Annotated in this window: 23 protein-coding genes; 6 read left to right on the top strand and 17 right to left on the bottom strand. The window is 53.6% G+C overall.

Annotated features, from left to right (window positions below; translation table 11 throughout):
• Nucleotides 1–235: 235 nt before the first annotated feature.
• The 6 genes from TAM4_RS07700 to TAM4_RS07725 form a co-directional block, all read right to left on the bottom strand.
• Nucleotides 236–769 carry a hypothetical protein gene (locus TAM4_RS07700; protein WP_148258655.1) on the bottom strand — a complete coding sequence of 178 codons (534 nt, stop codon included), beginning with the start codon at nt 767–769 and terminating at the stop codon, nt 236–238.
• Nucleotides 756–1,361, bottom strand: a complete 606-nt coding sequence (locus TAM4_RS07705; RefSeq protein WP_014122674.1) for a hypothetical protein — start codon at nt 1,359–1,361, stop codon at nt 756–758. The genes TAM4_RS07700 and TAM4_RS07705 overlap by 14 nt, the downstream gene beginning before the upstream one ends.
• 5 nt (nt 1,362–1,366) lie before the next feature.
• A complete protein-coding gene (locus TAM4_RS07710; protein ID WP_014122675.1) occupies nt 1,367–3,313 on the bottom strand; it encodes a hypothetical protein in 1,947 nt (648 codons plus the stop codon).
• A gap of 2 nt (nt 3,314–3,315) precedes the next feature.
• Entirely contained in the window at nt 3,316–3,951 is a 636-nt protein-coding gene (locus TAM4_RS07715; RefSeq protein WP_014122676.1) for a hypothetical protein, read from the bottom strand.
• Nucleotides 3,952–4,005: 54 nt separating this feature from the next.
• Entirely contained in the window at nt 4,006–5,931 is a 1,926-nt protein-coding gene (locus TAM4_RS07720; protein ID WP_014122677.1) for a hypothetical protein, read from the bottom strand.
• 217 nt (nt 5,932–6,148) lie between these two features.
• On the bottom strand, nt 6,149–6,799 hold the full coding sequence (locus TAM4_RS07725) for a DUF257 family protein (protein ID WP_014122678.1): 651 nt from the start codon (nt 6,797–6,799) through the stop codon (nt 6,149–6,151).
• A gap of 85 nt (nt 6,800–6,884) precedes the next feature.
• Here TAM4_RS07725 and TAM4_RS07730 point away from each other — a divergent pair, with 85 nt between their 5' ends.
• Together TAM4_RS07730 and TAM4_RS07735 are read left to right on the top strand one after the other, a co-directional pair.
• Nucleotides 6,885–8,246, top strand: coding sequence for a TldD/PmbA family protein (locus TAM4_RS07730; RefSeq protein ID WP_014122679.1), 1,362 nt, complete (start codon nt 6,885–6,887; stop codon nt 8,244–8,246).
• Between the two features lie 5 nt (nt 8,247–8,251).
• Nucleotides 8,252–9,559 (top strand): TldD/PmbA family protein, encoded by a 1,308-nt coding sequence (locus tag TAM4_RS07735; protein WP_014122680.1) that lies wholly within the window; start codon nt 8,252–8,254, stop codon nt 9,557–9,559.
• Here TAM4_RS07735 and TAM4_RS07740 read toward each other — a convergent pair.
• From TAM4_RS07740 to TAM4_RS07750, 3 genes are read right to left on the bottom strand one after another with little or no spacing between them, the layout of a single operon-like run.
• Entirely contained in the window at nt 9,556–10,011 is a 456-nt protein-coding gene (locus tag TAM4_RS07740) for a universal stress protein (protein ID WP_014122681.1), read from the bottom strand. The two genes, TAM4_RS07735 and TAM4_RS07740, sit on opposite strands and share 4 nt — an antisense overlap.
• A 2-nt stretch (nt 10,012–10,013) precedes the next feature.
• The gene (locus tag TAM4_RS07745; protein ID WP_014122682.1) at nt 10,014–11,294 is read right to left on the bottom strand and encodes an SLC13 family permease; all 1,281 of its coding nucleotides are present in this window, start codon (nt 11,292–11,294) and stop codon (nt 10,014–10,016) included.
• Between the two features lie 14 nt (nt 11,295–11,308).
• On the bottom strand, nt 11,309–11,866 hold the full coding sequence (locus tag TAM4_RS07750; RefSeq protein ID WP_237702071.1) for a universal stress protein: 558 nt from the start codon (nt 11,864–11,866) through the stop codon (nt 11,309–11,311).
• 105 nt (nt 11,867–11,971) lie between these two features.
• On the opposite strand from TAM4_RS07750, the gene TAM4_RS07755 reads away from it, so the two are divergent.
• On the top strand, nt 11,972–13,888 hold the full coding sequence (locus TAM4_RS07755) for a S16 family serine protease (protein ID WP_014122684.1): 1,917 nt from the start codon (nt 11,972–11,974) through the stop codon (nt 13,886–13,888).
• Here the strand turns inward: TAM4_RS07755 and TAM4_RS07760 are convergent.
• On the bottom strand, nt 13,862–15,148 hold the full coding sequence (locus TAM4_RS07760) for a phosphoadenosine phosphosulfate reductase family protein (protein ID WP_014122685.1): 1,287 nt from the start codon (nt 15,146–15,148) through the stop codon (nt 13,862–13,864). The genes TAM4_RS07755 and TAM4_RS07760 overlap by 27 nt on opposite strands.
• Before the next feature lie 81 nt (nt 15,149–15,229).
• Nucleotides 15,230–15,832, bottom strand: coding sequence for a class I SAM-dependent methyltransferase (locus TAM4_RS07765; RefSeq protein ID WP_014122686.1), 603 nt, complete (start codon nt 15,830–15,832; stop codon nt 15,230–15,232).
• A gap of 58 nt (nt 15,833–15,890) precedes the next feature.
• On the opposite strand from TAM4_RS07765, the gene TAM4_RS07770 reads away from it, so the two are divergent.
• Nucleotides 15,891–16,529 (top strand): hypothetical protein, encoded by a 639-nt coding sequence (locus tag TAM4_RS07770; RefSeq protein WP_014122687.1) that lies wholly within the window; start codon nt 15,891–15,893, stop codon nt 16,527–16,529.
• Between the two features lie 159 nt (nt 16,530–16,688).
• Here TAM4_RS07770 and TAM4_RS07775 read toward each other — a convergent pair whose 3' ends face one another.
• From TAM4_RS07775 to TAM4_RS07785, 3 genes are read right to left on the bottom strand one after another with little or no spacing between them, the layout of a single operon-like run.
• Nucleotides 16,689–17,003 carry a nucleotidyltransferase domain-containing protein gene (locus tag TAM4_RS07775; RefSeq protein ID WP_014122688.1) on the bottom strand — a complete coding sequence of 105 codons (315 nt, stop codon included), beginning with the start codon at nt 17,001–17,003 and terminating at the stop codon, nt 16,689–16,691.
• Complete coding sequence (locus TAM4_RS07780; protein ID WP_048150979.1) at nt 16,979–17,365, bottom strand: HEPN domain-containing protein; 387 nt, start codon at nt 17,363–17,365, stop codon at nt 16,979–16,981. The genes TAM4_RS07775 and TAM4_RS07780 overlap by 25 nt, the downstream gene beginning before the upstream one ends.
• Nucleotides 17,366–17,395: 30 nt before the next feature.
• Complete coding sequence (locus TAM4_RS07785) at nt 17,396–17,692, bottom strand: DUF2103 domain-containing protein (RefSeq protein WP_014122690.1); 297 nt, start codon at nt 17,690–17,692, stop codon at nt 17,396–17,398.
• Between the two features lie 80 nt (nt 17,693–17,772).
• On the opposite strand from TAM4_RS07785, the gene TAM4_RS07790 reads away from it, so the two are divergent.
• Both TAM4_RS07790 and TAM4_RS07795 read left to right on the top strand, forming a co-directional pair.
• On the top strand, nt 17,773–18,045 hold the full coding sequence (locus TAM4_RS07790) for a UPF0175 family protein (protein WP_014122691.1): 273 nt from the start codon (nt 17,773–17,775) through the stop codon (nt 18,043–18,045).
• Nucleotides 18,036–18,518, top strand: coding sequence for a DUF3368 domain-containing protein (locus TAM4_RS07795; RefSeq protein WP_048150360.1), 483 nt, complete (start codon nt 18,036–18,038; stop codon nt 18,516–18,518). The genes TAM4_RS07790 and TAM4_RS07795 overlap by 10 nt, the downstream gene beginning before the upstream one ends.
• Here the strand turns inward: TAM4_RS07795 and arcS are convergent.
• The 3 genes from arcS to TAM4_RS07810 all read right to left on the bottom strand — a co-directional run bounded on the left by arcS (nt 18,496) and on the right by TAM4_RS07810 (nt 23,021).
• A complete protein-coding gene (arcS, locus tag TAM4_RS07800; RefSeq protein ID WP_014122693.1) occupies nt 18,496–20,202 on the bottom strand; it encodes an archaeosine synthase subunit alpha in 1,707 nt (568 codons plus the stop codon). The genes TAM4_RS07795 and arcS overlap by 23 nt on opposite strands.
• A 5-nt stretch (nt 20,203–20,207) precedes the next feature.
• Nucleotides 20,208–21,113, bottom strand: coding sequence for a coiled-coil protein (locus tag TAM4_RS07805; protein WP_014122694.1), 906 nt, complete (start codon nt 21,111–21,113; stop codon nt 20,208–20,210).
• Between the two features lie 81 nt (nt 21,114–21,194).
• Complete coding sequence (locus TAM4_RS07810) at nt 21,195–23,021, bottom strand: metallophosphoesterase (RefSeq protein WP_014122695.1); 1,827 nt, start codon at nt 23,019–23,021, stop codon at nt 21,195–21,197.
• Nucleotides 23,022–23,034: the final 13 nt, after the last annotated feature.

Consider the following 23,034-nt stretch of genomic DNA (forward strand, 5'->3'; position numbering starts at 1 on the left):
ATCACGAACCCTACTGACTTGTGTAGGATTCATCTGTGTGCTTTTTAATCAACTGGTATTAGCAGATAGGCAACTAGTATCAGTCCAGCAAATATCAGAAAGACAAAGTGAACTCCAAATAAGACTTCAGGGATACTTGTATTTCTAAATCCGTCTGTGTTTATAACTGCAATGGACCATACAAAAATATAAAGAATAATAAGCCATCTAAGAAGGATTTTAGGGACCTTAAGTTTCATGACTCATCACCTACTATTAAATTATTGTCTCCAGAATCACTCGGAGGTATCGGTTTAGTCCCTTCATAGGCTAAATAAATCAAAAATCCAATAATAATTCCTAGGGAAACATATGCGCTCAAAGCCTCTATTCCAGCGGCTGTAAGAGCCCCCGCTAGTGTAGCTTCCTCATTTGATGCGAAGTAGGTTAAAGCTCCTGCTATTCCGCTTCCAATACCAACTGCAATTTCTTTTTCAGGCAATGAAAAATCACCAAGATCCATTGGGTTCATCTCTATCACATGCATTACTGGCTCTCTTTTCTGATTTATATAGACTTTGATAGCTACTGGTCTTCCGAAATTCATGTCACTCAAGTCCACGGGCACTTTCTTCTGGAGCTCATCTTTAATCGGTATTGTAAAGGTAAAAGTTCCCGAAGAGCCGGGGTTTAGAGACAAGACATCCGGAGCCGGAACTACCAAATTGCCGCCCTCACTACTGTCGTATACCTTGCCCCCTGCAAAGTCTCCAAAATTATCTATCTGCATCACCGCCCAATTTTCCATCGGGTTGGCTTCTCCGCTCTAACCACCACCTACATAGAGGATCTCCAACGACGTAATTCTTCAAATCCTCGGGACCGTTAATTCCGCTCGCCTTGAACGAGAGCTTCAGCGTACGAACTATGCGGAGAGAAGCCCAGAGGTAAATTCCAATAGGGATTAGTACAACTAGCACGTCCAAGAAAGATAAGCCACCCCCGATTAGTCCGACTAGAAGTAGGAGACCAACTGCACTTCCTAAGGCGGTGCCCTTGATTATTCCCTCAAGATCCCAGAAAAACTTTGGAGCCTCACAAGTCAGTCTGATTGACAGCCATATTAGTCCCGCCACCAAAAACAGAACAAATATAAGTGCAACTGCAGGGGAAACCCATGTAACATTTTCGGACTCAACTGGCAGTACTATCCAACATAATCCCACCACCTCCCAAGGTAAAACAACCACATAGCGAACAATGGCTTCCACATCCTTTCCACTAACAGCCCCCTTAACAGGACGCACTTCAATGGCCTTTCCGATAAGATAAACATCAAGCATGAAAAAAAGGAAAACAGAGACTACCCCTATCCCGAGCATCTGGATCACCCCCCACAGATCAGGTTGTTATCACCTTCGTACAGTGAGCAAATTCTGGGCGGGGCTGAAAAGGTTCTATATTCGTCAATAGCAATTCCAAGTCCCAGAACAATTACCCCAATAGCTTCCAGTCCAAAAGAGAGAACAAGTACAAAGCTGATAACGGTGATTATCCCACCAATAACCGATAGCCCAATTGAAAGATAGTCAAGACTGTCTTTCTTTATACCTACTGGTATCATTGTGACAACCTGTCCCACGTTCTGAGTCTTATTGCCAAGCTGGAGTCCAACGCTGACCATGTATTCCAGCGGTTTTCCTTCGTCATCATAGAACAGGTACTTGTAGTCAACCCTACCATATATCTCCTCTGACAGCTTACTTAGATCAACGTGCACCGAAATGTGACCCATAGACTGTCTCTTCACAGTCATTCCAGTGAGACCACCGTCGACATAGTCAATATCCACTGCATCATAGTGTCTATCCTCGCCCCAGATCTCGTAGCCTCCAAGCATAACCTTGGTGAGCCTGACGGGAACGTCAACGGGCCCATCGTTTTTTACATAGACAGTACAATAGAGATGATTTCCAGTCTCGCCGACATAGACTATTCCATTGTCCTGACTGTTGCATTCCATCCACGCCCAGACTGGGCCACCGGGGGTAGTGTTCACGGTAAGGACGTCTCTATTTTTATTATTGACATCAAAGTAAAGGTAATACATGCCCGGATCATTAAAGTGAAGTCCAAACCAATCTCTGAACTCAAAAGCATACTGATTTCCAACCCAGACCAATGGAAGGTCATTGAACTTAATACCGTTCCTATTGAAAACCCAGACTCCACTATAAAATATCCCTCTAGGGGACTGATACGTGTATCTAACCGTTATGGGAACGTACTCGTTCTTGAGTTTCCCATAGTAATCCGCCGCAAGAGTGATGTTCAGGAAGGTACCCTGCGTAACAGTCAGGTGGTTGGCCTGGGATCCTCCAGTGAGGAAGCGGCCGGTGTAATCATCGCCTTCACTGATGTGAAGATACACCGTCTTCTTGTCGAGTACCTCAGTGCCCCTGATCAGCCCAACGGTAACCTCGTAATCTCCCGCCTTAGCGTTCCTCCAGCGGAAAACATAGAACGGGTCAATGTTCTTAATGTTCCCGGAGTCCAACTTAACGGAATTCCCGAAAACCAAGGATGAAGTTTTAACGTCCCTAACAACGACTGAGAGCTCAAGATCCTCCTGCTCCGAGTTCACAGAAACAGGTACGAGGGCATCCGGACCAAAGTTGTTCCTGAATACAGTGTTTTTGGCAACGGAGTCCGGCACAAAACTGTAAACGTAATAGGGATAAACTATGATGACCACGTCGTCATGTTCCTCGGGATTCGCCGGGAAGATCTGAAGGCCCTTGATGGCCAGATTCTTCTGGAGGACCAGCCTCGTCACCTCAACCGAACCGCTGTCCTTCACTTCCATCCCCTTGAAGGAGAACGTAGCAAAGTACTCGTAGGTGCCGGCTTTAAGATAGGTGACGTTCCCGACCTGAATAACGACGTTCTCATCGGGGTTTAGGGTAACCGTTTTCCTGTTTAGGAGGACCAGCCGCTCGGAGTTCTCCTCGGGAACGGCCGCGAAGAATGAAAGGGTTCCGTTTACAGCCTTTGGACTATCGTTCCTCAGCCGGACGGCAAAGCCAACACTCTGACCCTCGGTTATCTTAGTTGCGTTCTTTCCGGCTTCAACTATCTTCTCAAGTCTTGTTTGTTCCTTTACTGTGAACACATCACTAACAGCTATCCCGTTGCTGAACTTTACCTTGATTAGGTAGGAATAGCCCTCAAACCTGTTCTTAGAGCTCCCTTTGAAGACCCATCTGTCAATCGGATCCCAAGGTCTTTCACCAAAGTAATAATCAGCCAGTTTGTCATTAATTGTAATAGTCACTGTTAAGTCCTCCTAAACCTATTGTTTCCCTTTTGTTGTATTGTCGAGTCCCTCTTGGTGGCATAGTGAATCATTACAAACACGGCAAATCCGAAGATGAATCCCATGCTGAGCACGAGATAGTCTATCTTGTGGGTTTGATTTACAAACACCCATAAGATTACATACGACGCTATATACTGAAGTTCCAGCCTTTCTCTGAAGGTGTAGAATGCTAAAGACAGGAGTATTAGCCCTATCACTATGAGGCTCTTATTTGATATGCCGAGACACGCCAACAGTGAAAGGGCTAAAACGATAGAATTGGCCTGATTATCCTTAAACCCGTAATACCTCGCCATGAGCACTGGAATCAAAATGATTAAACCCGCCAAAATCCAAGATAGGGGGTTCCTAACAGCGTACACGAATGGATAAAACCCAAAAATTGGCAGCACATAGTGCACCCATTTAATTTCTTCCTCATCCCTTGCCAGGTAATAGCCAGCAAAGAGGAAGGGTAGAATTACCGTCGAAAACAGTGCTCCAGCGACTATCCCATCTTCGTTGCCCGAGACCGCCACTATTATCTGAAACGTAGAGATAACTAAAAGCCCAGGGAAGATAAGGGGAAGGGAAACACGCATGCTTACTCCCATGTCATTACCCTCCAGCTATAGAGTTATTATCATTTTCTCCTGCCCCAGGATCCTTTATTCCCCGTAATACTCTCCCCATAAGTCCCAGAGGAATGTGCCTAGTGGTTTTACCACGTATTCCGTTGTTGCTACTCCAGCAATAAATATTGCTACAAATGGTAGTGAGAGGGGATTCGAAGCTGTAGCAAATGCAACTATTGCGCCTCCTATAAAGTCTGCGAATAAGCTGGGTAATCTATCCAACCAGTCTTCTTTTTTCTCTGTAAGTGTAATAACATCGGATACAGGGTAACTTAGGTTTGTTAAATGCACTTCTACAAGGTAAGAAGGGTTTTCTAACAGTTTATGAGTATACCCCCAATGATCAAAGTAGTAGTTCGCTAGTGTGTCGTTTATTGTGAGGGTTATTGTAAAAGTCTCCCGCATGTTGGTTGGGCTTAGCGTAATTCTCTGAGCTTCAACCCCAACACTACTGGGCCCATCGGGCCACACTCTCCTCCCTCCAAAATCAATCTCTTTCAAGTTTAGTGTAACTGTATCAGCATTTCCAAGCTCGAAGTGAACAGTACACCGGGTTGACCTGCCCAAGGGAACAACCGCAGGGTCGCACTTCATCACTGCCCTCACCGGGTTGTCGTCTATCACCGTCAGCTTGGAGGCCGCCACCTTATGCCCGTCCACTTCCAAGTAGAACGTTACATTGTGGTTAACAACCGGGAGAAGTGTGCTGAGGGTGGCGTTGAAGCCGTAGTGGAGTCTAAGTATCCCATCAGTGTACATGTAGCCCTCGCCCGTCTTCACATCTCTAGGCCCTTCAAAAGCTCTCCCCTTGTAAGGCCACCAAACAACGCCACGCTCATCAACTATCTCTACATCGTGACCTTCCCAAATGCCAATTGACTTTGGTCTTGTGTCCCAAAGCTTGATTTTTACAGCTACCTTCTCTGTTTTTCCAATGTACGCGGTACTGGGGGAGAGCTCCAACCTTCCCAAAACCTTAAGCTTATCCCTGGCGCTATATGGGAGAACCAAAAGTTCTCCCACCTTAGAATCAACGTATCCCCCATATGAGTAAAGTTCAATACGATATGTATAACTACCTTCCAAACCGTCCCAGTAAAGGGTAAAAGTCTTCATTGAATGGGATTCAACAGTCCCATTTACCCAATATGCCAGTTCACTGCCATATTTGCCATCGACGATCAACTTCAGGCTTATATCCTTAGTGGATCTGTACGAATTAACAACCGTTACGTTGAATTCCACTGAATCACTCTCAAAGATGGGAACCGGCCCAACCTCGACTTTACTTATTTTTAGTTCCCCTCCATCAACGGGGATCAATACAGTTACTTCTCCGCCATACTCCTTTTCAAACCCCCCAAAATCCAGAATTCCTGTGAATCCGTACGTGCCCGAGCCAAGGTATTCAACTGTGCCGAGATCAACTGAGATTTGAGAATTTGGCATAATGACGACTCTCGTGTGATTAACGACTTGTCTAGGAAGGTGATCGCCATCCAGTATAGTAAAGTAAAAGGTTAATGTACCCCTAATCGGGACGGAGTTGGAGTTTGAGATCCTTGCAACATACTTAACTTTTCCTTCTGATATTTTGAGAGCCTGTATCTTAAGATCAACTTTTCCAGGATCAATCTTTGATGTCAAGTCAATAGTCCCGTGGTAGCTCTCCATCACGAGAACCGGTGCCGTGGGAGTGGAGTAATCCGCGGGGGTGTAGGCCTGAACCGAGGCGGTCTTAACGGGATCGCCGGGCTTGGAGTTGGGGGTGTCCCCACCGGGACTGGTCACCGAGCGGTAGCGAATCTTGACTATTCCGGAAACCGAAGCCTGAAGGGAGTTTCCAACGGGAGCGATGAACTCCGGGCTCTCAACGCTCCCCGGGCCGGTGTAGGCGATGGTGCCCACGCTGAGAACCTTACTCTCGCTGCCGTCGTTGAACTTGACCCGGTCGATCATAACCGCCCCACCATAGACGTAGTAGTCAACCCTAACGCGGTATTTGACCGAGAGCTTGTAGGATTTGCACCCACCAGATATAAACACAGGAAAAAGTATTTAAAACTTTTTTCTATCTAAATTTTAATTACCACTTTTAGTAGTGTACAAAACTTGGAAAGTTTGATCAGCCAGAAAACCCCAAGCGAACACAAGGGAACAAGGAAAACTGTGAAATTCACTCAAAGAACTGGGAAACCTTGACCCTGTACTCCTTTCCGAGGAGCTCGGGATTGGCGGCCTTGTGAACGACGAGGACGAGCTCACCGCCGTCCAGATACCACTCGGTAACCGTGGTGGCGATCTCCTCGAACAGGGGCAGGAAAACAGGCTTGCTGCTCTCGATCGCGTCCTCGTTTATGAGGTAGAAGGAAACTCTCCTGTCGTCCCCAACGAAGTAAGAGATCGTCGTGAGCAGCGACAGCATTTCCCTCTCGGAGAAGAGCATCGCCATCTTGTGCACCCCAACGACGGGGTTGAAGTAGCGGCCGTTGGCCTCGCGGAACTTGTTAACCGAGTTCACGTAATGGCCGAAGGGTATGGAGTACTTATCAACTTCCATCCTGCTTATTATCGTGCCCGCCTCGAGCTTGCCGCCACCGATCTTTATCACTATCGTCTCGTCCGTTGATAGGCCGAGCACTTCGAGAGACCTCGCGAGGGTCGGGTAGGTATCAAGGATGTCATCAACGAGGACGTGAAGGCCCTTCGATGAAGCGTAGTCGTGGAGGAGCTTGAGGAACAGCTCGGGATACGAGTTCGAGGAATACTCCACGAGCACGGTCTCGCCGAATTTAAGCCCCGAGAAGAAGGACTCCAGCTCCCTCACCCGGATCACCCATAGAGAAGACGAACTTCAAACTTATTAAGGTTGCGTTTATAAGCCGTGCGGCCGATCGGATTGAGGTGGGAATATGGAAGAGAACCTGCTCAAAATCGCCGAGCGAACCGCCGGCAAACTGGACGTGGAGTACTTCGAGATAAGGATCTCACGGGTGAAGACGGCATCGGTTCTGATCCAGAACGACCAGGTGGACGAGCTCTCGAACAACGTTGAGGTTGGAATCGGGGTCAGGGCATTCAGGAGGGGGTGGGGCTTTTCCTCCGCCAACGACCTCTCGAAGGCGGAAGAGGTCATAAAAACCGCGATGAAGATGGCAGGACTGTCAAAAGGACCGGAAGCGATTTACCTCGGAGACCCGATCAGGGACAGCGTCTCGAACCTCGGGGAGAAGAGGCTAGATGAGGTTGACATCTCCGAGAAGCTTGAGCTCACGAAGAGAGCTGCGGAACTCCTGAAGGGAGAGGGCGTGAAGAACAGGATCTCAAGCTACGGCGAATCCGTCATCGAGACGCTCTACCTGAACTCGCTGGGCAGTGAGATAAGGACCGTGAGCTCAAGGGTCCGGCTGAGGATTGCGGCGACTGCATTCGAGGCAGGAAAAACGGGCGAGTACTGGAAGAGCTTCGGGGGAACCGGGGGATGGGAGCTCATTGAGAGGATCGAGCTTGAGAGGTGGGCGGACTTCGTTTCGAGAAAGGCCCGCGAGCTGCTAAGGGCAAAGGCCCCTCCCTCCGGAAAGTTCGACGTGATAATGGATCCGGAGCTAACGGGCGTCTTCATCCACGAGGCAGTTGGTCACGCCGCCGAGGCCGACGCCGTGAAGAACGGGGAGAGCATCTTCTCCGGACGGCTGGGGGAGAGGATAGGCGTGGAAGAGCTCAACGTCGTGGACGATCCCACCTTGCCTGGCAAGTTCGGCTCGTACGCCTACGACGACGAAGGGCTCCCGGGAAAGAGGGTCGAGATAATCAAAAACGGGGTTCTGAACGAGTACCTGAACGACAGGGAAACGTCGGCCCTCTTAGGCCTCGTGCCGAACGGTCACGGCAGGGCCCAGAGCTACGCCCATCAGCCCCTCGTCAGGATGTCCAACACCTACGTCGAGGCCGGAACCTGGGAGCCGGAGGAGATCTTCGAGGAGGTAAGGCACGGCCTCTACATGATTGGAGACAAGGGAGGAGAAGTTGACGTTGCCACCGGAACCTTCACCTTCGGGGCGAAAGAAGGCTACATCGTTGAAAACGGAGAGCTGAAAGTTCATCTTCGCGACGTCTCGCTGTCCGGTAACCTGCTGGAGGTCCTGAGGAGCATAAAGGCCATCGGAAGGGACGTCAGGATACAGTTCCCGGGCTACTGCGGAAAGGGGCAGTGGGTTCCCGTAGATGACGGCGGTCCCCACGTGCTCACCGAGGCCCTCGTGGGGGGAAGGTGATAGGAATGGAGGCAGTTGAAAGGCTCGCGGGAATACTCGAGAGGAGGAACGTGGAGTGGGAGATATACTGGGAGGAGGGAAAGGGCGTCTCCTTCAGGATCGAGAGGGAGAGAATCGAGAGGGCCCAGTGGAAGTTCTACTCGGGAATAGGGCTGAGGGTGGGCCTTAACGGGAAGGTCGGCTTTTCCTACTTAACCGGCCTTGAACACGATGAGGAGAGCCTCCTCGGGCTCGTTAAACGGGCCGAAAAGCTCGCCCGGATTGGATCGAGACCATTCAAGGGGTTTCCTGCCAGGGGAAAATTCCCCCGGGTTGAGGGTCTCTACGACGGGGCCATAGATGCGCTGGATTTCGACGGGGCCCGCGCCCTCGCCGGGGAGTTCGTGGAGAAGATGAGAGAACTTAAGGGAAACAAGGAAGAGTACACATTGGCCGGTGCGGTGAGCTTCGGCACGTCGAGAGCGGGAATAGCTAACTCCAACGGGGTTGAGGGAGAAGAGCCGAGAACAGGCCTGGCGATGTGGGCCTACGCGGTAAAGAAGAACGGCAGGAGCGGGAGCGGCTACGCCTCGCAGAGCTACACGACGCTGGAGGGAGTGAAGGAGGGCGAGGAGCTCATAAGGAAGGCTATGAGGGAGGCCGATTCAAGCCAGAGGGCGGAGAAGATCGGGGGCTTCACGGGAGAGGTTCTTCTGGAGCCGCAGGTTGTTGAGGCCCTGGTTTACCTCTTCCTCGAGAACCTCTACGGGGACAGCGTTTACTACTCCCGCTCCCGCTTCTCGATAGGAGATCTAGGAAAGAAAGTGCTCTCCGAGAACATCTCCATAATCGACGATTCCACGCTCGAATTCTCCCCGGGGAGCTATTCCTTCGACGGAGAGGGAGTTCCCGGAAGGCGGAAAGAGTTAATTTCGAGGGGTGAGCTGAGGTCGTTCATCCTCGACCACACCTACGGAAGACTGCTCGGCCTTGAGAGCACGGGGAACGCGGTCAGGGACTTCAGATCGGTTCCGAGGATCGGGACGGGCAACGTTCTGGTTGAAGAAGGCGGGGAGAACCTCGGGGACTGGAGCGGCGTCGTGGTCTCAAAGGTCTTCGGAGAGCACACCGCCAACCCCGTGACGGGGGACTTCTCGCTCACCGTTGAGCTCGGCTACGTGGTGAAGAACGGCGAAGTAAGGCCCTTCAGCGGGAACATGATCTCGGGCAACGTGTTTGAAGCCCTCGGGAAGGTTTCAAGGGTTGGAAAAGAGGCGGAGAGGAGGGGAAGCTTTTACTCGCCGAGGGTGGTGACGGAGCTGAGGCTGGTTTAGCGGACGATCATGGTCGGAACGGCTATCATTCCCACGACTTCCTCGAGCAGTGACCCTATCCTCGTCTTTCCGCTCCTTCCGTAGGCGCCCATGACGACGAGGGAGTAGTTACCAGAGTTCGCCTCGCGGAGTATGGTCTCCTTGGCCGAGCCCTCCACGATCCTGAAGGAGCAGTTAACACCTTCCTCGTGACAGAGCTCCATAAGACCCGTCATGATCGTCCTTATTCCCTTCTTCATCTCCTTCCATATCTCCTCCTCGAAGTGTTCGACCTTCTCAAGTCTGTCGCTGAACATGCTGAGGTTGAAGGCCATCGCCCTCGCTTCCCTCCTGTCGAGAACCGAGAAGAGTATGACCTTGCCCCCCCTCTTCTTGGCTATCGCTATCGCGTGAAGCGCGGCCTTTTGGCTCCACTTGGAGCCGTCTATGAGCACGAGCACCTTTACGCTCATATTCATACCCCCACGTACCGGAGCCAGAGCAGCAGAGATCCGAAACCAACGGTGGCGAACATCACGATCAGGCCAACCTTGAGGAAGTCAACGAAGGTTATCCTTATCCCCTCCTTCCCGGCGATACCGATTACCACGACGTTGGCGCTCGCCCCGATGGCGGTGCCGTTACCGCCGAGACAGGCACCCAGCGAGAGGGCCCACCAGAGGGGATAGGAGTTGAGGGACGAGCCCATAGCCTTGATGAGCGGTATCATCGTCGCCGTCAGGGGAATGTTGTCGACGATGGCGGAGGAGATGGCCGAGAACCACGTGATAACAAAAATGGCCTCGCCAGTGCCGTGAACGTAGCCCATCAGCCACTCGGCGACGTCGTCTATAACGCCCGTCTCCACCAGCGAGCCGACTATGATAAACAGGCCAATGAAGAAAAAGATCGCCGTCCACTCGACCTTCTCCAGGATCCTGTCCGGTTCCTGGCCGCTCCACATGAGCAGGAACGCGGCACCGCTCAGGGCCACCACTGCCGGCTCTATGCCGAGCTTGTCGTGAACGAAGAAGAGCGCCACGACCGACAGGATCACCACAACGGATTTTCTGAAGAGGACCGGATCCTTGATGGCCTCCTCCTCGCTGAGCCCCTCTATTATCGAAAGGAGCTTTTGCCTGCGGGAAGGGCTGACGTGGATCTCACTGCGGTAGGCGAGGTAGATTATGGCTATAGTGATCAGCAGATCGAGGAAGGCTATAGGGCCCATGTTGAGGAGGAACTCGTTGAAGCTCAGCTTTGCGGCCGAGCCTATCATTATGTTCGGGGGATCGCCGATCAGAGTTGCTGTTCCGCCGATGTTCGAGGCAAAGACCTCGGAGAGGAGAAACGGAACGGGATCTACTTTCATGAGGCGGGTTATGTAGATGAGCATTGGGGTAAGCAGGAGCACCGTTGTAACGTTGTCGAGGATGGAACTGACCAGTGCGGTAACCACGGAAAAGAGCAGAAGGACCCGCATGGGGCTTCCCCTTGCCAGTTTGGCAGTTTTTATGGCTATGTACTCAAAGAGACCGCTCTCCTTCGCGGTGTTCACAACTATCATCATTCCGATGAGCAGGAAGAGGGTGTCCAGATCGAGGTAAACGGGGAGCTTATCCCAAGGCAGAACGCGGAAGAGCAGGATTATGGCCGCACCGAAGAGGGCCGCGACTGTCCTGTGGACCTTCTCACTTATTATGAGGGCGTAGGTAAAGAGGAACACTGCAACCGCTATTATAAGCGCTGGATCCATTACGACACCTCCGCTCAGTAGACGATGACGGGCTCATCGATGTGCTGGATGATTTTAAAGACTATCGGACTCATGGGAGAGGTTTTGCTCGGCTCGGAGCCGAAGCAGCGGGAGATCACCAGCAGGTCGAACCTTCCGGTGGACATGAGCTCTATGACGTCGTCGCTCTTGCTCCCGATTATGTGGTCGGTCTCGACGGAGAGGCTCAGCTCCTCAAGTTGTGGCGCAAGGCTGCGGAGCGTTTCGCCGGCGAAGCGAACCTTCTCCTCCCTTAGCTTCTCCGCTTCCTCCTTGCCGAGGGTCTGCTCTATGAGGCGGAGCGTCCTCTCCTCGGAGATGTAGAGCAGGTGAACCGTTGCCCCGGCGTACGCCCTAAGGGCCTCGAAGAGCTCCCCGGGAACCTTCAGGGAGAACCTGTCCACGGGGAACAGGATGGACTTGACCTCGGGAAGGACGAGCTCCTCCGGGAGGAGAAGGAACTCACGGTAGCGCTTGGCTATCTGCTCGTAGCGATCTTCCGCGATGTACTTGAACTTCCGGGAGATTATGCGGTTGAGCACCTCCATGGGCATCATCCAGATTCCAGAAAAGGCGAGGCCGATTTAAGGGTTTCTAAAAAATTTGGTGAACCGAAATCCATTTAACCAGTCTATCAAGATCCAGATCGGTGGTGGGTAATGAAAAAAACGTACGCCCTAGCGGCAGTACTGTTGCTCTTCTTCTCGATACTGCCGACGGCATCGGCCCAGTGCCCCTGTGAGGGACACACCGTTGTTCTCAAGGCGCCAGCGGTCTCAAGAACCCCTGACGGCAGGCTCGTTGGAGTCGCCACCAAGTTCGTCATAACCGTCGCCCCTGGCAGCGGACACGTGTACCTTGAGACGTGGCCCCTGGCGGAGGTTGACATGCAGGCGAGCGCGAGGCTGGCCACCCAGATAGCCGGCGAGGTGACGGGCAAGGACATGAGCAAGTACGACGTCTTCATCCAGGTCAGGGCGGACTCACCGATCATAGGCGGCCCCTCAGCGGGTGGAACAATGACAGTTGGAATAATAGCGGCCCTCGAAGGCTGGAAGGTCAGGGACGACGTGATGATGACCGGGATGATAAACCCGGATGGAACGATAGGGCCCGTCGGCGGAATCCTCGAGAAGGCCGCGGCGGCCGCGTCCGTTGGAGCAAAGCTGTTCCTCATTCCAGAGGGCCAGAGGATACAGATAGTCCAGGAGAACCAGCAGAGGAACATCGGAGGGATAATCCAGATCACAACGACAACGAAAAAGGTTGACGTTGCCCAGTACGCCAAGGAGCGCTGGGGCCTTGAGGTCAAGGAGGTAAGCGACATCTACGACGCCGTCTACTACTTCACCGGCCACAGGCTGCCCAAGCCCCAGGTGCCGCCCAACATCAGAATAGACACCTCCTTCCTCAAGAACGACGCCGAGAAGGACTACGCCAACACTACCAACTACTACGAGAGCGTTCTCGAGAAGCTCAAGAAGAGCAACGTCGATTACGAAACCTACGTAACCCTGAAGGAGGCCCTCGATCAGGCAAAGGGCATACTGAACTCCTCGAAAGAGGCCCTGGACGAGGGAATGTACTATACGGCTTTAAGCAAGGACTTCCAGGCGAGGATCGTCATAAGGCACGTCGACTGGTACATGAACGTTCAGAGCGTCCAGGACGTATCGGACCTCCTGAGCCGCGTGAACGCGTACATCAACGGGACCGAAAGGTACGTCTCGGGAATGGAGATAAGGGGCATGACGATGCTCCAAGCGATAGCGGCGGCAGAGGAGAGAGTCGAGCAGGCCAAGGACATACTCCAAGATGCATGGAAGGACTTCTACAACGGTGACTACTGGGACGCCGTCGGAAACGCGGCCTACGCCTACGAGAGGGCCGACACCGCTCGCTTCTGGGCATCCCTGGGGGAGCGCTTCGCCAAGGGAAGGGTGATCCAGAGGGAAGAGCTCAAGGACACCGCCAGAAACTACATCGACGAGTCCAGCCTGATAGCGACTTACATTGAATCCATGTACGGAAACGTCGTCGGCAGCTCGCTCAGTGACACGATTCAGAAGGCGGAGGAGTACTACGACGACGGAAAATACTCGGCGGCGATATTCACGGCGATGGAGGCCAGGGTGAGGGGCGAGGTGTTCCTTGACACCCTGGGCATAGACAACGTCACTGTACTGAGGGACAAGCTGGAGCAGATGAAAGAGGCCGCCAGAACGGCCATCGGGCTGGCCCAGATGAAGGGAATAAAACCCCTCCTAGCTATGGCCTACTATGAGTTCGCCGAGAGCTATGAAAAGGGCAACGGCATAGAAGACATCCAGAACGCAATGATATTCTACCAGTACGCGAGGGAAAGCGCCGGCGTCTTCCTGCTGAAGATGAACCCGGGCAACGTTACGTGGACCAACCCCCTGGGAACCGAAACCGTGCCCCCGACCACCTCAACTACCACCGGAACGAAAGCAACCAGCACGACCCCAAGCACCGGCGTCGGAATAACCTCCGTCTGTGGACCTGGAATAATAGCGCTCTTCGCCCTTCTACCCCTGCTCAGGAGGAGAAGATGAGGGGAGCTCTCCAACTCCCCTCCTTTTGAGCAATTTTACCTCCCAATCGGCGAGGCTGGGACAGATGGTGCAGCCGAGCCTGTAAAAACCCTCGTAGTAGAGCGGGTGCAGTTTAAAGCCCCTCATGAGGACGAAGAGCTGAACCATGAAGCCGCTCCAGAACTTAATCGGCATGATCTCGATGAACGTCCCGAAGTCCGTTTTCCTCTCAACCACCGGTGGCTTAAGCCGTCTCCTTGCGCTCTCCCCGTCCCTGTCCCCGACGAGGAGAACCGGCTTTTCAAACTCCGAAACGACCGAGTAGAGGGCTTCGACCTTCTTCCTCGTGCACCAGCGGTTCTGGTGAGTCGGCATGCCGTATTTCTCAATGGGCATCGGAACGTCGACGCGGACGAGTTCAACGCCGAGCCTTTTCGCAAGTTTCTCAACGTATTCGTCCGTCCCGGGCATCTCGTACTCCATCCTGACGTAGACCGCCGTAACCTCGTCGAAAACGTCCTTCGCTAAAATAAGTGTGGCCGTTGAGTCCTTCCCCCCGCTCCATGGAACGACGATGTCGTAGTCCTCAAAAGCCCTGAGAAAAGCCTTCGATGCGCTGGCAAAGGCCTCTATGTATTCCCTGTTGGCGGAGATGAGCGAGTCGAGTGAGACGTCCTCGGTGCAGGGGCACTTCCAGAGGACCTCGGTCGGAAAGCCGAGCTTCTTGCTAACCTCGGCCACCTTGTTCTGGCCGGAGTAATAGACCTCCTGGTTCATAGTCTTCCTCAGGACGAGCGAGTTCTCGCCGAGCTCGACGTCGAGGAGCGAGCGCATGGCCCTTCTGAAGCCGTCGCCAAGGGCGAGGTAGATGTCGTAGTCCGGGTTAATTTCGAGGCCGAAGGGGTTCTCGGGGTTGAGGGCGTAAGTGCCATTCCACTCGATGCCGAGGCGAAAGCGGGCCTTTATCTCCTCGATGTGGGCGTAGAGCTCGTCAACGCGCATGTTCCTAACGCGCTTCGTCCTCAGAACCCTCGCGTAGAAGGGCTTTCCGTACTCCCTCAGAACCGGCAAAAGCTCCTCCATGAGGTCTTTCTCTTTCTCGCCGAGGAGGAGAACCGGGATGTAGGGCCCCTCAAGGACTCTCTCAAGGTTCTCAAGGACTTCCTCCTTGGTTCTCCCTCCGCCAAGGCTCTCAACCCTCAGGAAGCCCCCGTAGTTCCTCTCGTTTATGTAGCTTAGAGCCTTCGCGTCCTTCCTTGCCCTCGCTATGAGCGCGAACATGGAAGGGGTTAAAAGGCCTGACTTAAAAGTCTTCGCGCCGATGACGATAACTCCCTGCCCTGAGCCGTGATGAGACCGGCTTTACCGAGGCTTCCGCGCGACGATTAAACGGACGATTCCGCGGTAATAGCGCTCCTCGCGCTCGATTTCAAAGTAGTTACGAACGAGCTTATGTGTCTCCCTGAGAGGGTCGTCATCGAGAAGCAACCTCAATGGCAACTTCAGGGGGAGGAGAAAGAGGTAGTTGAGCAAAATCGAGTCGCTCTTCGTGTGCTCGAGGAAAACCGCCCTTCCTCCGGGCTTCAGGACGCGGAGGACTTCCATCATTCCTTTCTCGGGATTCGGGACGGTGCAGAAGACGAAGGAGCTCAGAACGGTGTCAAAACTGTTATCCGGGAAAGGAAGTTCCTCAACGTCGGCAACCTCGAAACAGGCGTTCAGGTTAAGCTTTCTGGCTTTTTCCCGGGCGATTTCAAGGGCCTCGGGAACGGCATCGACGGCGCAGAGCTCAACGTCCTTCGGGTAATACCTGAGCGTCTTTCCAACGCCAACGCCGACCTCAAGGGTCTTTCCCCTGACAAAGGAAACCGCCCTCTCGCGCAGGGGGCAGAAGAACCTGTCGAGGGGTTTCTCAAGGGTCTCGTAGTGCCGGGCAATGCGAGAATACTTCTCCCTGAACGACATGGCCTAACTTGGGAAGAGCTTTTAAAAAGTTGAACCCAAAGCCGGGCGGTGAGAGAGCATGCCGTACCTCGTCATAGAGCACCTCGAGGAGATAAGCGACTGGCTGTGGCTGGAGTACAAGCACGTGAGCGAGTGGTGGAAGGATAGGCTGATTTTCACCAACGTCCTGCCGGAGGAGAGGGAAAAACTCGCGAAGCTCGGGAGCGTCATAGGTGAAAGCGTCACGAAGTTCCCCTTTGACCGCTCGAAAATCATAGTCCTCGACCTTCAGGCGGAGGAAGAGCTGAAGCCGGAAGATATCGAGGAGGATACGATAATAGTCGTCGGCGGAATCCTCGGCGATGCCGTTCCGAGGGGAAGGACCAAGGAGTTCATAACGTCGAAGATGGAAGGCGTTAAGGTCAGGCACATCGGAAAACCCCAGTTCTCGATTGACGGAGCAAGCATAGTGGCTAGGCTAATCGCGGATGGCAGGAGGCTGGAGGAGATTGAGTACGAGGAGAACCCGACGATAAGGCTCGACGAGTTCAGCGAGATAACGCTCCACTACGCGATTCCGAAGCTGGAAGGAAAGCTTTTGCTCACGCCGGGCCTCATTGAGCTCCAGAAGAGAAACCTGGGCTTCACTGAGGAGGACGAGGAAATAAGCGATGAGGAGCTAATTGAGTTCTTCGAGGGAAAGCGGGAGCTTGCTTAATTAGCCACAAACTTTATCTAGGAGGATGGCAGCGCCTATGAATCGTCCAACCAAGCAATCTCCGATATCAGCCCTCCGGATATAATCTCTAAAACACGGCTCGGCCATTTCCCTCCTCCCGGAGGGTAAAATATAGGGCTCCTCAAGAGCAGAAAAGCTCTAAAGAACCACGCCCTCCCTCAGGGCCTCCCTGACGATACCGAGGTTTTTCTTTTTTCTCTCAAACTCCTCCGGAGTGTAGCAGAGGATCTCAAAATCTCCCACGATCCCGGCATCCCAGAGGATCCTCAAAACCTCGCTCGACCTTCTGGTGAAGTGCTTTCCCCTGAAGGCCTTGGAGACCACGATGATGTCGTAGTCACTGTCCTTAAGGTAGTCCCCCCTTATCCGGGAGCCAAAGAAAACCACCCTAGCATCGGGGTAGCGCCGCTTTATAACCTCGGCAATTCTCAGAGCCCAAGCTTTTCCCTGCAAAACTCGATCACCCTCTTAGCTTTTTCAAGGTGCTCGACCGCCATTCTCCTGTTGTATATCCTCGCCGGAACCTCGTTCGCGGCGTCGGGATACCTCGTGACTATGTACTCCGGATTCAGGTCAAGGACCGCGTCGATGATGTCCTCGTCTTCGATGCCGAGCTCCTTGGAAAGCCTCAGCAGACTGTGAGTTTTGGGAGGAAACTCCCTCTTGACCTCAATATAGAGGGCCTTCAGGGCCTTCTCAGCGGCCTGCTGGGAAAAGAACACGCTCGCGTAGTATCTCTTCACATCAATGAGTGCTTCAGCCGTTTTAAGGTCTTCCAGCGCTTGCTCCCATAGGAGACGTGCCTCATTTCTCATGGCCATCGAAGTTATTTGCTCGGAGATGATTTAATCCTTTCTCTCGCTGAAAATCCCCTCTATCTCCCTCCAAACTCTCCCCCTGTCGGCCTTGTCAACGACCAGAAAAACCTCCTGAACGCTCCCATCGCTCTTGGCGACGAGCTTAAGGCCGGTCTGCGTTTCCCGCGTCACCTTAATCTCAAATCCCCTGGAATCGCTCGCGTAAATCCTGCCCGGGATTACCTTCTTGACGCCTGGAATCGAGGCTATCTCTTCGAGCGGTCTCTCCAGCCCCTTGAGGAAGTGGTGCTCCCTCTTGACGCCTTTGCGGAAGTACTTGGGCATGGACGTAGATTCAACCAGGGACTTTTAGCTCTTGCGCAAGGCTTAAGTTATCCTCGATGTCAAACTAAATCGGTGGGAGGATGGAGGACCTATGGATTGTTAAAGAGTTTGAAAAAGTGGCGGAGTTGATGCCAGAGAAAGCCCTCCGCCTTATAAAGAAGGACCCCGACCTTTTAAAGGAGATAGTAATCTCAGCGTATCTTGATGAAATCATAAGCCTCGGAAAAGCCGCGGAGGCCCTCGGGGTAACGAGAGAGGAGCTTATAGAAGAATTTAAAAAACGGGGAATCCCCATCAGAACTCCCGACAGAGAAGACGTTCTCTCAGAGGTGGAGGTCATAGCGTGTTTGTAGTGGACACAACGGTGTTGTCCAACTTTGCAAAGACGAATTCAATGGACGTTCTCGGAAAAATTCTCGGTGAAACGGCGCTAACAACCCCTCAGGTTGTTGAGGAATTTATGGTGGGAGTTAATAGAGGCAGGTATCCCCCAGTTGAAATCCCCATACCCATTACGGAGCTAACTCCCGAGGAAGAAAGATTGTACAGACTCCTTCGCGCGAAGCTGGGAAAGGGAGAATCATCTTGCATAGCCATCGCAAAACACAGGGGGTTAATTTTGCTCAGCGATGACTACGACGCGCGAAAGAAGGCGAGACTGCTCGGGGTCAAAGTGTCGGGAACGATAGGAGTTCTCGTGCTTGGAGTCAAGAAAGGCATTCTGACGTTGAAAGAAGGCAATGAGTTACTGGAGAAAATGATTGAAAAGGGCTTCTACTCTCCCTTGAAAAGACTTGAGGAGGTTATGCCCGCTTCCTCACCTTAACGGCGATGCCCTTCTTCGCCCTAATCATTTCCTCTCCAGCGAGAACGGCTTTGCCGACGCCGACTACCTTCTCGTCCCTAACAACGCCGACTATGTCGTCCGGGCGAATCCTCTCGTCGGCCTCGTTCACGCCGGCCGCGAAGACGTCGCCGCGCAGGTCGAAGTCAATCTTCACCCAGTAAGCTTTGAGCGAGTCGTAAATCCTCTGCATTCCGAAGGGCGTGACGCTTATGACGCCCTCCCTGAAGGTTCCCGTCTGCTGGTTCTCAACGAAGAGGCGGAGCATCTTTGAGCCCTTGACGTGGCCGTTATCGGGAAGGACGGCCTCTCCTGCTCCAACTCCGAAGTAGAAGTCGAAGACCTTCCTTATGTTCTCGAAGTAGCGGTAGGTTCTGTCCTCTTTCGTCCCCTCAAGGTGGAACTCCCTCAGGGTCTCGGTGAGGGACTTCAGGCTTTCTTTGCTCATCGTTCCACCCTCGACACGGGTGAAGATTATCTCCCGGCCAGAGAGTTCACCCGCGAGCTTCGCTATCTCGACGTAGGCCTCGTCGAGGTGCGCTACTATCGGAACGTCCTTCGGGTACTTCTCGAGGGTCTTCGCGAGTAGCTCAGCCGCTGGTCTAATCTCCTCCTCGCTCCAGTGGCCGGTGACGACTATGTCATACTTAGCCAGCCACTCCCACTCCCTCGGAACGACACCGAAGGGGGAAGTGAGGATTAACTCGTGAACCCTGGCCGTTCCTGAGCCTAAAGCTTCCTTCACGGCGCGCCTGTAGAGGGTGTGCGAGCGGGAGAAGGAGTAGGGCTTCTTGGCCGAGCATGGGAAGAGAAGGACCAGCTCGGTGTTCCTTGGAGGAGTGAAGCGCTCGAGGACGCGGGAGTGCCAGCGCTTAACTTCAGGCCTCCTGATGGAGGCGTCGCTGATGAAATAGACCGTCTCCTTCTGAATCGGCGTGTACTTCTCGAGGTAATCGGCGTGCTCCAAATCCGCTATGCGGAGAATTCCCGCGTGATACTGGGTGTAGAACAGGTTCTCCATGAGGTAGCGGAGCTTACCGCTCTCAAGGGCCTTCCTCACGAGGAGTATCGTCTCTCTCGCGAAGTCGAGGGAGTTCGGTTCTTTGCCCCAGAGGAACGGGCTGTACTGGGTGAAGCCCTTGCCCTCGAAGTCGTAGAGCTTGAGCGAGCGCGTGTCGAAGGCATCAACGCCGAGGTAAACCGCTAACGGATAGAAGAACGGCTCCAAATCCGCTATAATCATGACGTTGGGGAACCTCTCACGGAGCGCGCGGAGGATTTTAACGAAGTAGCGGTACTCCTTGACGAGGATTTTGGAGTTGCCGAGGTAGACGGCATCAAAGTTGTACCGTTCGATTATTTTGAAGAACTCCTCGAGGTACTCGGTTCTCCTTAAAGCGGGCAGGTAAAAGGCGTTGAAGCCGTCATAGTTAACGCTCCAGAGCCTTCCAAGGGCCTTTTCAATGACTTCAGCCGGTGTATAGAAGCCGAGCGGAATGGCCGGAGCGAGGTTGAAATCGTAATCACCCAGTTCATTCGGGTGGAAGAAGGAGTTGAAGGGGGAGAGCGTGAAGTCTACCCCAGCTAAAGCGGGGGTTCTGAAGGAGTAGTCTCCTAAACGAACTAACCCTAACCTTCCGGGCCCTTCGTGCTTGATGACTTCCATGGGCATCACACGAGGTTGTAGCGCTGGAGGAGCAACAGTTCGTCGAGGGTGAGCTTCTCACCGCGCTTGAACTTCTCAAGGGCCTCGACGGCCTTCTCGAAGCTGCTGTCCTTCCTCGCGCGCATCCTTGCAACGAGCCTGTAAGCTATGAGCTCCTTGTGCTTCTCGTCGTACTCGCGGATCTTCCTCTCGATGGCGCGGAGTTCTCTCCTGACCTCCCTGACCTTCTCGCGGAGCTCGACGACCTTGGCGTGGTACTCGTCGGCCTCCTTCTTGACCTCGTCCGCCTGGGTGAAGGCCTTTATCATCATCTCGTGGAACTGCTGGCTCTGGTTGGCGAGCTTCTGTATCTCGAGGCTTATCGCCCTCCTGGCCTTCTTGAGCTGGTCGACCTTCTTCCTCGTCTCGACGAGCTTCTTGTGGAAGCGATCTGCCTGCTGGATTATCTCGAGCTCGGTCGCGAGAACCTGTATCTGATCGACGATCTGCTTCTCCCTCTCGGGGGTTATCTTGGGGTTGGTCTGGAGCTCCCATTCGAGCTTCTCGATTCTCTCCTTGATCTTCTCGGCCGGCATGTTGAGCCTTCTGAGCTGGTTGTACTCGTCCCTCTTGGTCCGGTACTCGAGTATCTCCTGGTAGAGGAGGTCAAGCTTGGCGTTAATCTCCTCACGGTTCTTCTTGAGCTGTTTTATCTGGGCGTTGATTTCATCCCTCTTCTCCTTGTACTCCCTGCCCTTCTGACGAAGTTGCTGCACCTCCCTGTTCTTCTCGTCCCTCTTCTGAATCCAGCTCTGGAGCTCCTTTTCAAGCTCCTCGAGCTTGGCCCTTATCTCGTTTCTCTCCTTCTCAAGGGCCTCGATTTCCTTCTTGATCCTCTTTATTTCCTCTGGATCCACTTTGACCGTTGGCATCGCTCTTACCCCTCTCCTCATTTTTAGAACAGCCCGGTTCTGGAGGGACAAGGAAAAAAGTAAATAAAAACTTTTTGGCCGTCACTCGACCCTGACGAGCTTGACCCCGATCTTCCCGTTCGGACCCATGGAAAGAACCGCGTAGCCGTAAAAGCCCCCCTCGTTTGGATCCGTGACGTAGAGGGGCGCCCCTGCTCCGCCCGTTATGACCATCTGAACGCCCTCGTACTCCCCGTACCAGTTGAGGTGGATGTGGCTGAAGATTCCAAAGGCGTTGTATTCCCTCATGAGGGCCAAGAGCTTTTCGGCGGAGTTGCGGTTCATGGTGTGGTCACCGCTGGGCCTCGGATCGTAGGGCGGGGCGTGCATGACGATAACGGCCCTCCTTCCGGTTTCGTTGGCCAGTTTAAGTGCGGCCTTGAGGGCTTCCCACTGGTCGGAGCTGAGGGTGTAGCCGTTCTCAACGTCGTTCATGAAAACGTAGACGTAATCGCCGAGAACGAAGCTGTAGTCCTCGTCGGGACCGAAGAGGTAGTGGAAGATGTTCTTGCCCTCACCCTGGTACTCGTGGTTGCCGGGGGTCAGGAAGACGGGCTTGTTCCACTTCCAGACCTTCATGAGGTCGATCCACTCGCTGAGCCTGCCGGAGTAGACCAGATCACCACCGTCTATCACGAATGCCCCGCTTCCGTTGTTGACCTGGGCCATTATCTCAAGGAAGACCTTCGGGACCGGATCGTCCCTGTGGGCCGGCCTGTGGTCGCCTATCGCAAAGACCGTGTAGTTGGAGACGTTCCTCGGGCCCAGGGTGAAGCCATCGGTCGAGTTGAGCTTTATCCAGGTCTCGCCGACCTCGGCGCACTTCGGGTAGTCCACGTATGCAGGGTTGATGTTCTCGATCACGTAGGTGAGCCTGGCCCCGGAAGGCTTGACCGAGACGCTGACGTTGAAGCCGAGGGCCCTTATGTAAACTGTGGAGCCGTTCACGAGCCTTATGAAGCCCCCGGTAACGGTTACGTTCTCACCCCTAACGACGCGCCAGTGGTAGTGGAAGGGCTCATCGTAGTAGAGCGGGTAATCCTCGACGAATTCAGTCCTCTCCACGATGCCGTCCCAGTTGACGTCGCCGATCTCCTTGAGGACGAGGCCCTCAAACTGGCCGGAGCGGAGAACGTAGAGGCTCGGAACGTCGGAGTAGGAGTTGATCCGCGAGAGCTCCCTGAGGGCGAGGCCGACGCCGGCCCTGCTCGTTCCGGTGAGGATGAGCTTCGCGCCATCGCCCGAGTTGAAGACGGCTATAACGCCCTTATCCGGACCAACGAAGTGGTAGCCGTTCCTGTAGGCAACGTAGCCGAAGTAATCGACCTTCTCAATCCTGACCCTCTTGCCCTCGAGCTCCTTGACCGCCAGCTCCGGCGGGAGAACCGCTATTCCCCACTTGTAGTCGGAGAGGTTCCTGATATCGGCGTCCGGGAAGTACGCCTTAACGAGATCGAAGTACTCTGGAACGGTGTAGATTGGCTGTCCCTTGAAGATGCTCCGCCACTCACCGATAACCTGCCCCGTCTTCCTGAACTTTGAGAAGTCGATCCTCACGACAGCTGGCGTTGGCGTCGTCGTGGTAGTGGCGGTTGTGGTAGTCGTGGTTGTGCTCGATGTCGTTGTGGTGGTCGCTGTCGTCGTGGTGGTGCCCGAAGTAGTTGTAGTGGTCGTTGTAGTTGCAGAAGAGGTCGTCGTGGTAGTGGTGGAAGACGGGGTTTCGTGCGCGGTGGTTGTGGTGGAGGAACTCCCCGTAGGTGTCGGAGTGGACTGGGCGGTCTCCCCTCCGCCCCCGCCGAGGCAGCCGGCGGCGATCGTTCCCAGCAGGAGAACTCCCAAAAGGAGCAATCCAAGCACCTTTCTTTCCACGAAGGTTCACCAG

Origin of the sequence: Thermococcus sp. AM4 (genome assembly GCF_000151205.2) — an archaeon.
In the GTDB taxonomy this organism is placed as follows: domain Archaea; phylum Methanobacteriota_B; class Thermococci; order Thermococcales; family Thermococcaceae; genus Thermococcus.